This is a genomic window from Microbacterium sp. zg.B48, assembly GCF_024623505.1.
GTDB lineage: Bacteria > Actinomycetota > Actinomycetes > Actinomycetales > Microbacteriaceae > Microbacterium.
In genome coordinates this window covers 242,803-257,883 of record NZ_JANJFE010000010.1, presented here as the reverse complement: position 1 = coordinate 257,883, position 15,081 = coordinate 242,803, and the positions used below count along the sequence as shown (strand labels likewise).

At 68.1% G+C, this 15,081-nt stretch carries 16 protein-coding genes; 7 read left to right on the top strand and 9 right to left on the bottom strand.

Going from position 1 to position 15,081, the window contains the following annotated elements:
• Window positions 1–85: 85 nt before the first annotated feature.
• Together NQ152_RS08555 and NQ152_RS08550 are read right to left on the bottom strand one after the other, a co-directional pair.
• Window positions 86–1,039, bottom strand: coding sequence for a MetQ/NlpA family ABC transporter substrate-binding protein (locus tag NQ152_RS08555; protein WP_257501924.1), 954 nt, complete (start codon window positions 1,037–1,039; stop codon window positions 86–88).
• A gap of 193 nt (window positions 1,040–1,232) precedes the next feature.
• Complete coding sequence (locus NQ152_RS08550) at window positions 1,233–2,741, bottom strand: ice-binding family protein (RefSeq protein WP_257523663.1); 1,509 nt, start codon at window positions 2,739–2,741, stop codon at window positions 1,233–1,235.
• Between the two features lie 291 nt (window positions 2,742–3,032).
• On the opposite strand from NQ152_RS08550, the gene NQ152_RS08545 reads away from it, so the two are divergent.
• Window positions 3,033–3,374 (top strand): hypothetical protein, encoded by a 342-nt coding sequence (locus tag NQ152_RS08545; RefSeq protein WP_257501922.1) that lies wholly within the window; start codon window positions 3,033–3,035, stop codon window positions 3,372–3,374.
• Here the strand turns inward: NQ152_RS08545 and NQ152_RS08540 are convergent.
• The gene (locus tag NQ152_RS08540; protein WP_257501921.1) at window positions 3,365–3,634 is read right to left on the bottom strand and encodes a hypothetical protein; all 270 of its coding nucleotides are present in this window, start codon (window positions 3,632–3,634) and stop codon (window positions 3,365–3,367) included. The two genes, NQ152_RS08545 and NQ152_RS08540, sit on opposite strands and share 10 nt — an antisense overlap.
• A 114-nt stretch (window positions 3,635–3,748) precedes the next feature.
• Here NQ152_RS08540 and NQ152_RS08535 point away from each other — a divergent pair, with 114 nt between their 5' ends.
• The 4 genes from NQ152_RS08535 to rox all read left to right on the top strand — a co-directional run bounded on the left by NQ152_RS08535 (window position 3,749) and on the right by rox (window position 8,098).
• Window positions 3,749–4,339: a carboxymuconolactone decarboxylase family protein gene (locus NQ152_RS08535; RefSeq protein WP_257501920.1), complete on the top strand. Its 591-nt coding sequence runs from the start codon at window positions 3,749–3,751 to the stop codon at window positions 4,337–4,339.
• 10 nt (window positions 4,340–4,349) lie between these two features.
• The gene (locus NQ152_RS08530) at window positions 4,350–5,243 is read left to right on the top strand and encodes an RNA polymerase sigma-70 factor (protein WP_257501919.1); all 894 of its coding nucleotides are present in this window, start codon (window positions 4,350–4,352) and stop codon (window positions 5,241–5,243) included.
• A gap of 90 nt (window positions 5,244–5,333) precedes the next feature.
• The gene (locus NQ152_RS08525; protein ID WP_257501918.1) at window positions 5,334–6,674 is read left to right on the top strand and encodes an NAD(P)/FAD-dependent oxidoreductase; all 1,341 of its coding nucleotides are present in this window, start codon (window positions 5,334–5,336) and stop codon (window positions 6,672–6,674) included.
• Window positions 6,671–8,098 (top strand): rifampin monooxygenase, encoded by a 1,428-nt coding sequence (gene rox, locus NQ152_RS08520; RefSeq protein ID WP_257501917.1) that lies wholly within the window; start codon window positions 6,671–6,673, stop codon window positions 8,096–8,098. Before NQ152_RS08525 ends, rox begins: the two co-directional genes overlap by 4 nt.
• Before the next feature lie 42 nt (window positions 8,099–8,140).
• Here the strand turns inward: rox and NQ152_RS08515 are convergent, their stop codons facing one another.
• The 6 genes from NQ152_RS08515 to NQ152_RS08490 all read right to left on the bottom strand — a co-directional run bounded on the left by NQ152_RS08515 (window position 8,141) and on the right by NQ152_RS08490 (window position 13,853).
• Window positions 8,141–8,974 (bottom strand): ABC transporter ATP-binding protein, encoded by an 834-nt coding sequence (locus NQ152_RS08515; RefSeq protein ID WP_257501916.1) that lies wholly within the window; start codon window positions 8,972–8,974, stop codon window positions 8,141–8,143.
• On the bottom strand, window positions 8,971–9,825 hold the full coding sequence (locus NQ152_RS08510) for an ABC transporter permease (RefSeq protein WP_257501915.1): 855 nt from the start codon (window positions 9,823–9,825) through the stop codon (window positions 8,971–8,973). Before NQ152_RS08510 ends, NQ152_RS08515 begins: the two co-directional genes overlap by 4 nt.
• Window positions 9,822–10,676 carry an ABC transporter permease gene (locus NQ152_RS08505; protein WP_257501914.1) on the bottom strand — a complete coding sequence of 285 codons (855 nt, stop codon included), beginning with the start codon at window positions 10,674–10,676 and terminating at the stop codon, window positions 9,822–9,824. Before NQ152_RS08505 ends, NQ152_RS08510 begins: the two co-directional genes overlap by 4 nt.
• Before the next feature lie 94 nt (window positions 10,677–10,770).
• Complete coding sequence (locus NQ152_RS08500) at window positions 10,771–11,781, bottom strand: ABC transporter substrate-binding protein (protein WP_257523662.1); 1,011 nt, start codon at window positions 11,779–11,781, stop codon at window positions 10,771–10,773.
• A gap of 254 nt (window positions 11,782–12,035) precedes the next feature.
• On the bottom strand, window positions 12,036–13,328 hold the full coding sequence (locus NQ152_RS08495; protein ID WP_257523661.1) for an HNH endonuclease signature motif containing protein: 1,293 nt from the start codon (window positions 13,326–13,328) through the stop codon (window positions 12,036–12,038).
• A gap of 297 nt (window positions 13,329–13,625) precedes the next feature.
• Window positions 13,626–13,853, bottom strand: coding sequence for a hypothetical protein (locus tag NQ152_RS08490; protein ID WP_257523660.1), 228 nt, complete (start codon window positions 13,851–13,853; stop codon window positions 13,626–13,628).
• A gap of 169 nt (window positions 13,854–14,022) precedes the next feature.
• Here NQ152_RS08490 and NQ152_RS08485 point away from each other — a divergent pair, with 169 nt between their 5' ends.
• Together NQ152_RS08485 and NQ152_RS08480 are read left to right on the top strand one after the other, a co-directional pair.
• Entirely contained in the window at window positions 14,023–14,196 is a 174-nt protein-coding gene (locus NQ152_RS08485) for a DNA-binding protein (protein ID WP_257501909.1), read from the top strand.
• A gap of 126 nt (window positions 14,197–14,322) precedes the next feature.
• Window positions 14,323–14,976: a DUF6226 family protein gene (locus tag NQ152_RS08480; protein ID WP_257523659.1), complete on the top strand. Its 654-nt coding sequence runs from the start codon at window positions 14,323–14,325 to the stop codon at window positions 14,974–14,976.
• Window positions 14,977–15,081 lie beyond the last annotated feature (105 nt).

Below are 15,081 nucleotides of genomic sequence, written 5' to 3'. Positions count from 1 at the left end.
GACTGGCCTCTGTTCACCCGCCCGCGGTGCTCCCCGGCCCCCCCGCGGGGGCCCCCCCCCCCCCCCCCCCCCCCGCCGGAGACGACTACTGCGCGGTCAGCTCGGCCAGCGCGGCGCGCAGGTCGGCGACCGGCAGCTGGACGATTGTGGCCTCGCCGCGCTTCTCCTTCTCGAGCGCCGAGACGACCCGGTCGTCCCGGTAGGTCTTCTCCAGCAGCGCCCACGCGGGGTTGTCGGCGTTGTCCGCGGTGGTCGCGACGACGATGACGTACGGGCTGGATGTCGCGGCTGAAGAATCCTCGAGCACGAGCGCGTCCTTGCTGGTGATCTTCAGCGCCGGGTCGAAGTCGTCGGTGGCCACGACGACCGCGTCGATGGTCGGATCGGAATACGCGGTCTGCACGGACTCGTGTGCGATGCGCACCAGCTCGATGTTGTCCGGGTTGGCGGTGATGTCCTCCTCCGTCGGGAAGACACCCGCATCCGGGTCGACCTCGAGCAGGCCGGCGGTCTGCAGGATGAACAGCGAGCGAGAGAAGTTCGCCGGGTCGTCGGGGACCGCGATGCGGGCGCCGGCCGGAATGTCCTCGACCGAGTCGCCCGAGTCGGAGAAGAGACCCCAGGCGGAGATGACGGTGGAGAAGACGGGGGTGATGTCGGCGTCGTTCTCCTTGTTGAACTGGCTCAACCAGGCCACGTGCTGGAAGGAGTTCGCGTCGACCTCACCTTCGACCAGGGCGGTGTTGGGCAGGTACGGGTCATCGAAGTTGATGAACTCGATGTCCAGGCCGTTCTCACGTCCGACCTTCACGATCGCATCCTGGAAGTCGCTCTGCGCGGTGTCGGCGATCGTGAGCGGGATGAGCTCTTCGTCACCGCCCGCGGTGGCTGAGGAGTTCTGCACGACGATCGGGATCGTGATCGCAGCGACGATGGCGATGACGGCGACGACACCGACGATGATGCCGATCCGGCGACGGGACTTCTTCTTCGCCAGATGCGCGTCGATCTCGGCGTGGGTCGAGTTGTCGTTACTCAAGAGCTTCTTCTCCGAAAGTCGGGGGCGGTGTCCGGCGGGGCGCGCAGATCATCTGATTTCCAGCCTGAGTGCACCGCGGCATCCGCCGAAATCGTGCGACCCGGGGCGTAACACCGCGACCCGGACGGGACCGGGGACGCCAGAACGCGCCGTGCGGGTTCGGTCCCGTACGACGCGTTCTGGTATGGAGAAGCTAGCTTCGCTGGGCGCTTCGTCGGCGGGCCTGAGTGATCAGGAAGCCACCTCCGATGGCGCAGAACGCCGCTGACAGCAGGATCCAGAGACTGGATCCGTCGTTGCCGGTCTTGGCCAGCGTCTTGCTGTCGCCAGCTCGCGCGCTGTCGACGGCGGGAGTGACTGCGGAAGGCGTTCCGGCCTGCGGGGTGCCGGGGGCACCACTGCCGAAGCCGCCACCGTTGCCACCGTTGCCGCCGATGCCACCGTTGCCACCGGCTGAGCCACCGTCACCAGTGCCGCCGCCACCTGTGCCGTCGGTGCCGCCACCGTTGCCGCCATTGCCACCCGTGCCGCCACCGCCACCGACGCCACCGGTGCCGCCACCAGCGCCACCATCATCGGCGCCGCCACCACCTGTGCCACCGCCACCAGTGCCACCGCCACCACCGATGCCACCACCGGGGTTCTCACCGCCGACGCCACCACCGGGGTTCTCACCACCGGGGTTCTCACCACCGGGGTTCTCACCACCGGGATTCTCACCACCGGGATTCTCACCACCGGGATTCTCACCACCGGGATTCTCACCACCGGGATTCTCACCACCGGGATTCTCACCACCGGGATTCTCACCACCGGGATTCTCACCACCGGGATTCTCACCACCGGGATTCTCACCACCGGGATTCTCACCACCGGGATTCTCACCACCGGGATTCTCACCACCCGGGTTCTCACCACCGGGGTTCTCGCCATCACCAGGTTCTTCACCCGAATCGGCGCACCCGGGATCAACGAAGACGTTGTTGTCCAGCGTCACCTCGCCGTTGCGGGCAAGGGCGCGGCCCGTAACTTCTGTGCCGGTCGTCACCGTAATGGACGTGAGAGCCATGATGGTGCCGACGAAGTCGGAGTTGGTGCCGAGCGTCGCCGAGCTGCCGACCTGCCAGAACACGTTGCAGGCCTGCGCTCCGCCCGTCAGGGTCACCATGCTGGCCGAGGCGGTGGTCAGCGTGGAACCCATTTGGAATACCCAGACCGCATCCGCGTCCCCGTTGAGGGTCACTTCTCCGGTGAGCGCCATCGAAGAGCCCGAGGTGTACACGCCTTCGAGCAGCGTGCGTCCACCGAGGTCCGCGCTGATCGTCTCGCCCAACGGTTGCGCTACGGCACTGTTGTATGCCGTGACCAGGTCCACCTTGGCCTGCGCGGCGTGGGCGTCAGCGGAGTGGGTGGTGCCGCCCGTGACCAAGCCCGGCGGGAATCCGCTGATCGCGGTTCCGGGGTGCACTCCGAGATCCCCATCCAGGGTGCTGGGACCGGTATTCGTCACGGAGGCTCCACCGAGGACGACGTACGAATCTGCGGTCCCGAGGTCGATCGGAGTTGCCGCGGCGTAAGCGCTCGGGATCACGGCGGTCAAGCCGGCCAGAGTCATGCCGAGCGCGACGGCCGCAGCAGCGGCGGTGCGATATGGTCGCCGGGCGTGCGTCAGCCGGGCGGGTTTGGACGTATGGGCTCCCATGGGAACCGCCTTCTCACCCCAGAGATGCCGGGGGCACGGCCCGAAGTGAGCCACTTTTCACAGTAGATCCATAGACTACTTTTCCCTAAGAAAACCCGAAGATGGCCGGTACTGTTCATGCGAGGCTGGGAATACGCCTGCGTAATCGGTTCATAGCCCCGGTTTGGTGGGTGGCTACACCCCCCATCGGCTACCTTCATTGCCTCGAAAATGCCATTCCCCGCATGCTCTGCAAAAGGAACGGGGGTTTCTCCCGGTGCGGGCGGCACACGGACCGTCTATCGTGCGGCTATGGAGACAGACCCCCTGCCGCCGAGCGTCAACGACATCCTGGAATGCGTGGGCGCCGCCGCAGCGCCCAGTGGGCACGTCCCCCGCCGCGAGGAGGACCAGGTCAAAGCCGACATGATGAACGTCCGTGAACGCTGGATGCCGGTGGACCCACGTGCGTTTCAGATCAAGTGCTACGAGGCCGGTCTCACCTCCCAATCCGCCGGTGCGCTGGTCGGCTTTCTGCGACACATCCAGCGCGGAGGGTCCCTGCGCCCGCGCGACAGCGCGTTCCGGTTCCCGCAGAGTCCCGAATCGGTGAATCCGGGTGAGGACGCACGCACGCCCGTGGGTCAGCGGTAGGGGTTCGCGGATTCCCCGTCGCCGGCATCCGAAATGCCCGCAGCATGGCCGCGATCCCACGCGTCGCCTCGCGCTTCGAGGTCCCGCGACAGCGCGTCCGTGTCGAGGATGCGCCTCGCCAGGCGGACCCACTCCCCCCACGACCCCTCGACCGCCACGGAGTCGTGAGCAGTGCCGCGCACCTCCCAGCGGTCCACCGCATCCGCGGGCCGGATCGAAAGCTTCCCGACGGCGATCGTGGTGCGGCGTGGATCCGGCATGGTCTCGGCCTTTCTGCTGGTGGCACGCACATGCTCTCACGCGACGAAGATGTCACACCCGTTGTCCGGCCGGTGTCTCATGTCAAAGACCGCCCACGACCCCGGGAGCACGAGATGACCGACCACACCCGCATCCCCGCCGCACCGATCACCGGAGCATTCGGCGCCCTCGTCACATTCGCCGCTCGCCGGATGACCGGACGAGTTCCGGACTCGGTCGGCGTGCTGTGGCACAACAAGGCCGTCATGAAGACCGCGATGGGCGCCGGCCGCAAGGTCGAGGGGTGGCACGCGCTGACGCCCGAGCTCTCCTCCTATGCCGCCATGGCTTCTGCCGCCACGATCGGCTGCAGCTTCTGCCTGGATCTGAACTACTTCATGGCGCACAATCACGGGCTGGACGAGGCGAAGGTGCGTGAGGTCCCCCGCTGGCGGGAATCCGCGCTCTTCAGTCCCCTGGAGCGGAAGGTGATGGAATACGCCGAAGCGGCGAGCCAGACACCTCCCGCAGTCACCGACGAACTCTCCGACGCTCTGCTCGCCGAGCTCGGACCCGCCGCGCTGGTGGAACTAGCCGCTCGCGTGGGTTTCATGAACATGAGCGCGCGCATGAACCTTGCCCTCGGCATCCGCTCGGAGCACTTCGCAGACGCGTGTGGGTTGGCTCCGCTGGCAGCACCGCCGGCCGTCGCCGACGCTGCGTAGGATCGCCGGCATGAGCCACCCGAGCCGGCATGAGGACGATCCGTTCCTCGTCCATCGCGGGCTGCTGTTCACTGTGGCCTACGAGCTTCTCGGATCCGCCGCCGACGCCGAGGACGTGCTCCAGGAGTCCTGGCTGCGCTGGGCAGCCGTGGATCAGGCCGAGGTCCGCGAGCCACGTGCATACCTCGTGCGCATCGTCACGCGACAGGCGCTCAATCAGCTGCGCACGGTGGCGCGCCGGCGCGAGGAGTACGTCGGGCCGTGGCTTCCGGAGCCGCTGCTGACCGGTCCCGACGTCGCCGCCGACATCGAGCTGGCAGAGAGTCTGTCCATCGCGATGCTCACCGTGCTGGAGACTCTCGGCCCGGCCGAACGGGCAGTATTCGTCCTGCGGGAGGTGTTCGACGTCCCGTACGACGAGATCGCGGATGCCGTCGGCAAGAGCCCCGCGGCAGTGCGGCAGATCGCGCACCGGGCGAAGGCGCACGTGTCGGCGCGGCAGCCGCGGATGCGCGTGGTCGCGGCGGAGCACGAGGAGGTCGTCGAGCGGTTCGTGAGAGCGCTGAACACGGGCGATCTGCAGGCGCTCATGGACGTGCTCGCGCCCGACGTGGCCTCGGTGGCAGACAGTGGCGGCAAGGTGCGCGGAGCGGCGCGGGGACCGATCGTCGGCGCGCAGCGGCTCGCGCGCTACCTCACTGGCAACCTCGCGAAGGTCGAGGGGACGCTCACGGCCAGCACCGCGCGCGTCAACGGACAGGCCGCTCTCCGGGTCGAGCTGGATGGCCAGCTCATGGCGGTCGTGACCTTCACCGTCGAGCACGGACTGATCACGCGGATGTACACGATCGCGAACCCGGACAAGCTCGGACGACTGGATGAGGAAGCGTCGCTCAGTCGGTGATCGCTGCTGCGTTCCGGACGGTGTCCCCGGTCCGCTGCCCTCGGTAGGGTGACGCATGGAGCTGCCGGGCCGTGAGGGAGAAGCACCAGGGTGTTCGACACGATCGTGATCGGGGCAGGCGTCGCCGGACTCACCGCCGCACGACTGCTCGCCAGGGCAGGGCGGACCGTGGTGGTGCTCGAGGCCCGCGACCGCGTGGGCGGGCGGGTGTGGACCGACCGGCGCGACGGCCTGGTCACCGACTTGGGCGCGTCGTGGATCCACGGCATCAACGACAGCCCCGTCGCAGCGGCGGCCGAGGCCTTCGGCATGCAGACGATGGAGTTCACGGTGGGCGGCTACCAGCCGGACAGCCGCCCGATCGCCTATTACGGCCCCGACTGCTGCAGACTCTCGGATGCCGCGGCGCGGAGCTTCACGCAGGACATCCACGCCGTCGACTCGACGCTCCTCGATGTGGTCGCGGCGTCCTCCCCCGATGCCTCCTACCGCGACGTCACCGACGCGGCGCTGGACTTCCAGGGCTGGGACGAGGAACGCCTCCAACGGGTGCGCGAGTTCCTCGAGCACCGCGCCGAGGAGCAGTACGGGGCGTGGATCGAGGACCTCGCCGCGCACGGCCTCGACGACGACGCCATCGACGGGAATGAGGTCGTGTTCCCGGACGGGTACGACCGCCTTCCCCTGCGGCTCGCAGAGGGCCTCGACATCCGTTTCGCGCACGTCGTCTCGCGCGTGCAGTGGTCATCGGAGGGCGTCGTCGTCACCACCGACCGCGGCAGCTTCGCCGCGGACACGGCAGTGGTGACCGTGCCGGTCGGCGTCCTTCAGTCCGATGCCTTCCGCATCGAGCCACGCCTCCCTTCCCCTGTCGCCGATGCGCTGGGCCGGCTCAGGATGAACGCCTTCGAGAAGGTGTTCCTGCGCTTCCCGACCAAGTTCTGGGACGACGATGTCTACGTCGTGCGCCAGCAGGGACCGCAGGGCCGCTGGTGGCATTCCTGGTACGACCTCACCGCTGTGCACGGTACGCCCACGCTGCTGACCTTCGCCGCCGGACCCGCCGCCATTCAGACCCGCGGCTGGGACGACGACGAGGTGGCCCGGTCGGTGCTCGGGCAGCTGCGTCGTCTCTACGGCGCTCGGGTCCAGAACCCCACCTCCGTGCACATCACGCACTGGCAGGACGACCCCTTCGCCGGCGGGTCCTATGCCTACATGACCGTGGGTTCCACGACCGCCGACCACGACGACCTCGCCCGCCCGGTCGGCGGCGTGCTCCATATCGCCGGGGAGGCGACCTGGACCGAGGATCCGGCGACCGTATCCGCGGCACTGCACTCCGGCCACCGCGCGGCATCGCGCATCCTCCACCGCGAGATCCCGATCGCCGACGCGTGGACCGCTGCCACGACCGGGAGGTTCCCATGACGGACGTGATCATCGTCGGCGGCGGTCCGACGGGCATGATGCTCGCCGGCGAGCTGCGGCTGCACGACGTGCAGGTGCTGGTCCTGGAGAGGGACACCGAGCCGAGCCGCCTCGTCCGGTCCCTCGGCCTGCACCCGCGCAGCATCGAGATCCTGGATCAGCGCGGGCTGCTGGACCGGTTCGTCGCGCAGGGCCGGGAGTATCCCGCGAGCGCCCGGTTTGCGGGCATCGACAAGCCGTGGCCGCCAGACCTGGACACGGCGCACGGCTACGTCCTCGGCATCCCCCAGCCGGTCACCGACCGTCTGCTGACCGAACGTGCCGCCGAACTCGGTGCCCAGATCCGCCGGGGCGTCCAGGTCACCGAGATCGAGCAGGATGCCGACGGAATCACGGTCGGCATCGCCGACGGAACGCGATTGCGCGGCCGCTGGCTGGTCGGCTGCGACGGCGGCCGCAGCGTCGTGCGGCGGCGACTGGGAGTGGAGTTTCCCGGGGAGCCGGCTCAGACGGAATGGCTGCTCGCGGAGTTGGAGGTCGCGATGCCGGCCGACGAGGTGGCCGCGGTGATGACCGAGGTGCGGCAGACTCACCGCGGGTTCGGCATCGGCCCCGCCGGCTACGGACTGCACCGAGCGGTGGTCCCCGCCGCCAGCGTGTCCGAGGACCGCACGACGCCGCCGACTCTGGAGGAGTTCCGGACCCAGCTGCGCGCGTACGCGGGCACGGACTTCGGGGTGCACTCTCCGCGCTGGATGTCCCGGTTCACCGATGCGACCCGGCTGGCCGAGCAGTACCGGTCCGCCCGGGTGTTCCTGGCCGGCGATGCCGCACACGTGCATCCCCCGTTGGGCGGCCAAGGGCTGAACCTGGGGATCCAGGATGCGTTCAACCTCGGCTGGAAGCTCGCGGCTCAGGTGAGCGGCTGGGCGCCCGCTGACCTGCTGGACACTTACGACGTGGAGCGGCGCCCGGTCGCGGCGGACGTGTTGACCACGACTCGAGCGCAGTCCGAGCTCATCTCTGCAGAGCCCGGTCCGCAGGCGGTGCGGGCTCTGCTGACCGACCTGATGGACTTCGACCAGGTGAACCGGTTTCTGATCGAGAAGGTCACCGGAATCGGGATCCGCTACGACTTCGGCCCAGCGGAAGAGCCCGTCGGCAAACGGCTGCGAGACATCCGTCTCTCACATGGTCGACTGTACGAACTCATGCACCGCGGGCGCGGGCTGCTTCTGGATCAGACCGGTGCGCTCTCCGTGGAGGGATGGCGTGATCGGGTCGATGCGGTCGTCGACACCACCGACGAGTTGTCCGCACCGGCCGTGCTGCTGCGACCGGACGGTCATGTGGCGTGGATGGGAGATGAGCAGCGCGGGCTGCTCGTCGCTCTGCGCCGATGGTTCGGGACGGCGGGGCCGTAGTCGGGACGACCACCGCCGGCCCGTGACCGACCGGCGCCGACTCTAGGAGGCTGCCCCGTCGGTCGCGATCGCTCCCGCCGTCGGGCGCCGCGTCGACTGGTCGCGGATCATGCGGGCGATCCCTGAGCGCAGCTGCACGAACTGGTCCAGCTCGCGGGTCGAGACCTGGTCGCGCGGGCGCGGCAGGTCGACGTCGATGGTCGCCACGATCGTCGAGGGCGACTTCGAGAGCACCAGCACGCGATCGGCCAGATAGACGCTCTCGTCGATGTCGTGCGTGACGAACAGGATCGTCATGTCGAAGCGTTCGCGCACCGCCAGCATGAGGTCCTCGAGCTCGGCCCGCGTCTGTGCGTCCACGGACGCGAACGGCTCGTCCATGAGCAGGATCTTGGGCCGGTAGGCCAGCGCACGAGCGATCGCGACCCGCTGCTGCATTCCCCCGGAAAGCTGCCACGGGTACTTGTCGGCCGAGCCGGTCAGCCCCACCGCGTCCAGGCTTTCGTCGACCCGTGCCTTGCGCTCCGCGGCGGTCAGGCCGCGTCGGGGCAGGACGAACGCGATGTTGCCCGCGACCGTGCGCCACGGGAACAGCGACCGGCTGTAGTCCTGGAAGACCAGGGCCAGGTCGCGCGGAACGCCGAGCACGGGCTCGCCCTGCAGGAGTACGGTGCCGCGCGTGGGCTTCATCAGCCCCGAAAGGCAGCGCAGCATCGTGGTCTTGCCGCAGCCGGAGGGCCCGACGATGGAGATGAACGACCCCTCGGGGACGGTGAAGTCGAGCCGGCCGATCGCCTCGTGACGCTGGCGGCCTTCGTAAACGTGACCCAGACCCTCGATCGTCAGCAGGTCGGTCGCAGTGGTGGTGATCGTCATGACAGTCCCTCTCGTGCGCCCCGGTGCCATCTGGTCACGCGTGATTCCACCAGGGCGAGGATCGCGTTGAGTACGTAGCCGAGGATGCCGAGCAGGAGGATTCCTGCCCACATATCCAGCATTCGGAAATTGCGTTGCGCGCCGAGGATGACGAAGCCGATGCCGTCCGGCTTGCCCACCATCTCGGAGATGACCATGACGATCAGCGCGACCGACAGGCTCACGCGCAGGCCCGCGAAGATCTTGGGAGCTGCGCTCGGCAGCACGACGCCGAAGAAGATCTTGCGGCGGTCGAACTCGAACACGCGCCCCGTGTCCAGGTGCAGCGTCTCGACGGACCGGACACCGTCGATCGTGTTGAGCAGCACCGGCCAGATCACCGCGAACGCGATCAGCGCCACCCGCATCTCGTTTCCGAATCCGAGCAGGATCAGGAAGATCGGGATGAGGGCCGGGGGCGGGATCGCGCGAACGAAGTGGATGATCGGCTCGACATAGTCGCCGAGCACGCGGCTGCGGCCGATCGCGACACCCAGCACGATGGCGAAGGCCACCGCGATGGACCAGCCGCCCAGCATCCGGACAAGGCTGGGCACGATGTCGGTTCCGACACGTTCGGTCAGGAACAGCGACGACGGCGGTCCGGAGAACCAGATCGCCACGAACCGCTCGATGATCGCCGAGACCGGCGGGAAGAACGGGGACTCGGCGATGCGGGCGGCGAGCTCCCACACCAGGCCGAGGGCCAGCAGGGCACCCCAGCGGATGCCGAATTCCCGGAGTTTGCGAAAGTCCCGACGAGGGCGTCGGACGACACCCATCCAGGTGGTCTTAGTGGTCGCCTCGGTCATTCCGAACCCTTTCCGGTCTGACGCAGGGCCGGCTGCCACGACAGGAAGCGGCGCTCGATGAGCACGAGCACTCCGTTGATGGCCAGTCCCAGCAGTCCCGCGATGATCGTCGCCGCGTACACGAGGTCTGGGCGGTTGCCGGTGGCGCCGGCATCCAGCATCCATCGCCCCAGTCCGTCGGATGCCCCGGCGAGCAGTTCCGCGCTGACCGCGACGATCAGCGCCACGGATGCCGCAATTCGGATGCCGGTGAAGATGAACGGTGCGGCGCTGGGCAGCGACACCGAGAACAGGGTGGCGACGCGTCCACGGCCGAAGCTCTGGGCCGTCAGCTTGGCGATCGGGTCCACGTCGTGCATGCCGTAGATCGTGTTGAAGAGGACGGGCCACAGGGTCGAGAAGACGATGAGCGCGATCTTCATCTCGGCGTCGTTTCCGAACACCAGGATGGCGAGTGGAATGAGCGCGACCGACGGAATGGGGCGCAGGAACTCGATGACCGCCCTGCTCGCCGAGTACGCGCCGCGGGAAGATCCGAGAACCACCCCGATCGAGACGGCCACGACGATGCAGATCAGCAAACCGATCCCCCACGCCTGAAGCGTTGCGAGCACGGCGCCGATGAAGCCCGGGTCGACGAGCAGCTCGGCGGTGCGGACCAGCACGAGAGAGGTCGGGGGCAGGAATGCCGAATCGACGATGCCGGAGCGGGAAATGAGCTCGGCGACGACGAACAGGACGACCAGCCCGATGGCGCCGCGGATGATCGACTTGCGTTTGGCCGAACCGGCGCCGGGAGTGGAACGCCGCCGGGCACGTGCCGGGGTCGGTGTCTGGGTCAGGACCGCCAAGGGTCACCGCCTCCATTGTTCGTGGGAGTGGAATCCGGGCTGGCCGGAGGAGGCCGGACGGAGGCCCGAGGGTACGGGCCTCCGTCCGGGTACGTCACTTGCCTTGCCAGGCGTACTGCGAGAGGTCCTCAAGCGGCTCCTCGAGCAGGCCGTACTTGAGCATCAGCTTCATCGCGCTCTCGGCTCCATCGGTGTTGGGCGTGCCGTCCTCGACGAAGCTCGGCGACGTGATGGCCGCGGCCAGCTCCGGCGTGAGCGTCGTGAACGTCGGCAGGATGTCGATGAGCACCTGAGGGTCGTCGATGGCCAGCTTGGTGGCCTTGTCCATCGCACGCACGAATGCGGCGACCACGGCGGGGTTCTCCTCGGCGTAGGCACGCGAGGTGTTCCAGGTCACGATCGTGCTGTTGCGCTGCGTCTGGTTGCACACCGACGTCGCGAGGATCGAGCTGAGTCCCTGCGACTTGCCGATGGTGATGAACGGCTCCGGGACGAAACCGGCGGCGATGCGACCCTGTGTGACGGCCGCGCCGACCTCGGGGAACGGCACCTCGACGAGCTCGTAGTCGCCCTCCTCGAGCCCCGCTGTGGCGAGGCAGTCGCGGATCTGGGTCTCGGTCGCGGAAGCCAGCGTGTTCACCGAAAGCGTCTTGCCGCGCAGGTCCTCGACCGACTCGATGCCCGAGCCGTCAGCGGCGATCAGGCCGTTGATGCCCTCTTTGTCGGAGTCTGTGCCCTCACGGACGACCTGGATCTCGAGGCCCTGCGACACGGCGCTGAGCACGTTGGTCCAGGTTGCGGAGCTGAACTGCAGGTCACCGGAGACGAGCTGGGTGACGCCGACAGCACCGCCGGCGATGATCTCGATGGTGACGTCGAGGCCTTCTTCTTCGAAGTAGCCCTCAGCGTCGGCGATGTACAGCGGCGCGTAGTCACCGGCGGGCAGTGTGCCCACGGTGATCGCGACCGGCTTGGCCGGATCCAGGGTCTGCTCGGTGTCGCCCGCCTCGGGCGCGGCGGAGCCGGAGCAGCCGGCCAGCAGGCCGACCACGGTGATGGCCGCGGCGACTGCTGCGACGCGTGTGCGTGTGCGTGGGAACGTCATTGGTGTCCTCTTGATCTCTTCTGCGAGATAGTGCATACCGGCCTACGGGAGTCGGTCCGGATAGTTACAGGCTAACTGAATACCTCGGGAATCGCAGGTTGCCTGAATACATTTAGATCACATTTGGGACACGTGGACATGGCGCAGGATCGTCTGTGGTGACGGCGGCGCAACGAACGGCGAGGACGCTCAGGACACGGTGCTGGTGCCGGTGCCGGTGCGGCAGCGAGCTGCGGTGGCCGCCGGACCGCGCGTTAGAACGGCGGACGATCGGTGCCGTGCACCTGGGGGCTCCCACCCGAAACGGTGAACACGGGCACCCGACGCTCCGGTGCGACGACGTATCTCCGACCTGAAGGTGACATCCATTCGACGGCACCGCCGCTGTCGGGCAGCTGTCTGAGATGCCAGCCGCCGTGGTGTTTCACTTTGTGATGGCCCTTGCACAGTGGGGCCAGGTTCTCCAACGAAGTGGCGCCTCCGTGCTCCCACGCGATCGTGTGGTCTACCTCGCACCGGGATGCCGGCATCCCGCATCCCGGACCCATGCACCGGTCGGCCCGCCATTTCACCAGTCGTTTCAGCGCTGCCGGCGGCGAATACTGGGTGCGACCGACCGAGAGGATCATGCCCGTCTCGGGGTGCGTGAGCACGCGCATCCAGGTCGCATCTCCCCCGCACAGCTCCCGAGCTCGCGCGATCGGGATGGGCCCGATGCCTTCGACGGTCGCCGGGTCTGCACCGGAGGCCACGACCGCCTCGTCCGAATCCTCGAGCAGCGCGAGCGCAGGTACCGTCACGACGACGGTGGCACGGATGCCGCGCGCCTCGCTGGGATGCGCGGCCATGGTGCCCTCGATCAGGAGGTCTGCCATCACGTCTGCACGTATCTGATCGAGGGTGCGTGTCTCGCCGTCCTGGGCGAGGATCGTCTTCGCGATCGCGGTCGCGCGACCGTACGCCGCGTGAGCTTCGACCTGAGGGCCGAGCAGATGCGTCCACGCCATGCCGTCCTCGACCGGCTCGACATAGACCCTCCGCTGGGACAGCGCCGCTTCGTGGCGCTCGGCGAGAGTCACGACACGTGCGGAGTCGACCAGGTTGCGCAGGGATCGGCGGAATTCGCCAACAGGCTGCTGTTCGGCAAACGCCAGCGCACGATCGAATACTCCGGCGCGAAGCTGGGGGTCCAGTTCGTCGAGACCGCCCACCAGGATCTCGGCGTGCCGCTCAGTGATACGAGCGCGTTCGAGGGCGTGCAGGGCTTTCGGGTAGCGATGCACCATCGCCTCCGCGAGCGCGATCAGGTTGCCCGCCGCGTGCTCGGTGATCCGACTCGCCGAGGCCAGCTCGAGCCGTAGTCCGCGCAGCACAACGTCGGTGAAGCGCTGACCGGCCGCTTCGGCATCCGCGAGATACGCCCGCCGCAGCAGATCGATCTGCCCCAGTCGCTCCGCCGCCCACATCGCCATCGTGGCCTCGAGATCGACTACGACATCGAGCGGGCTGGGGTGCCCCACCTGTGTGTCCAGCGGGTCTTCGAACATGCAACCAGATTAGAACGTACCTCCGACATTGAGGATGCCCCACCATCAGCCCGACCACGCCGCCGAGCGGCTTCTGATCGGATCCCTCGTCGAGCCCGGTGGGGTGTGCCGCGACAAGGCCGTCCCCGCCTCCCGTGCCGACGCGTTCGCCGCCACGGTGATGGGCGTGTCCTCGAGTTGGAGTGTCTTCTGCGCCGACGACCGCCTCGCCTTCACCGACCGCTTCTCCGCGGTCGGCGAAGCGGCGCCGCGCGCGTCTGTGGATACGTCATCGTTCATTTGCCCACGGGCAGCGGGTCACGGCGCGCTTCCCGTGCGTGGTCGGTCACGTCGGTGCCACACACCGTACGCGGCGGCCGTGATCGTCATTGCCAGCCCGAGCGCGCCGATCGGCATCCCCGCCAGGGTGAGCGCACCCGCGCCGATGTTGGCATCCAAGGCCGTCGGGTCGTGAATCAGCGCGGCCGCGGCAAGCATCGCGAACCCTGCGCCGAGGAGAACTGTCCCGATGGTGCGAACGATCACTGTGACCTCCTGATGTGCGTGGTAATGCCCAGCACAGACCATGTGGTGGGCACCGAGTCAACCTGTCCGGAGCATGAGCCTCGGGGAGGGCGCGCGGTGGACCCCTGGCCGCCGATCTGGCGCGGGTCTACGTGTTGAGGCACGCGGTTCAGTGCGTAGTCTGCGAGACATGGACACTCCACGCCCTCTCCCGAACATCGGCGCACCAGCCGCGAGAGCGCTCGCCGAGGCCGGGGTCGAGAATCTGGATGACGTAGAGAAGGTCGGCATCGGCTACCTCGCGACACTCCACGGAGTCGGGCCGAAAGCGGTGCGGCTGTTGGACGCAGCTCTGGAGGAGTAGCGGTCGGCCGACTCGACGACAGCTCGACGTATCCGCCGATCTGTTCCGTCGCACTCGGCGGGACGAGTTGCGTCACGGCTCTCGCCGACCGCACCCCGGTGCCCCGAGGTACGACAGGATGACGGGGTGAGTTCCTACGTGCGCCCCTCGATCGACGCGCCGGTGTTCCGCGACGCCGACGGTGAGGTCATCGACTACGGGAACCGGTGGGCCGGTTCGCCCCCGGAGGACACCTACTCGGTGGAGACGCACCCGGAGAGGTTCGCGCCCCTCCACGCCGTCGCGGATGCCCTCATCGCGCACCTCGGTGATACCTACGACGTCGAGGTCGACGACGGCGCGGAGACGGCGGCGGATCTGCTTCGCCCCGCGTATCACGACGTGGTGCGCGCCGTGCGGATCCGACCGAAGGACCCGGCGTCCGCGTCCCTGACATTGGTCTTCACCGCGTACCCGGGGATTTCCATGCACGCCGGACTGCTCAACGACTTCCAATACCCGGTCTGCGGTTGCGACGCCTGCGACTCGAACTGGGAAGGGGAAGCCGACGACCTCGAACGACAAGTGCTCGCCGTCGTCACCGGGCACTATCGCGAGAGCATCACCCACGGCATCCGGCCTTGGGTAGAGCACAGCTTCAGCTACCCCGACGGGGGTGGACGTGGTGGCCGGTCTCTCGCGCAAGACATCCCTGCGGCGCGCGTCAAAGCGGCTGAGCCCATCCTCCGGAACCTCCCCGACGGGTGGGCCGCATGGCCTCCCCCACCCTCATCGTCCTGATGGATCGCGGCACGAGCGTTGTTCGAGATCCCGCCCAGGTCAGCCGAGATTTCCGGGCATGCTGATCTGCGTCCGTCAGGGGGTCTCCCCTGCGTCGTTCCGGGT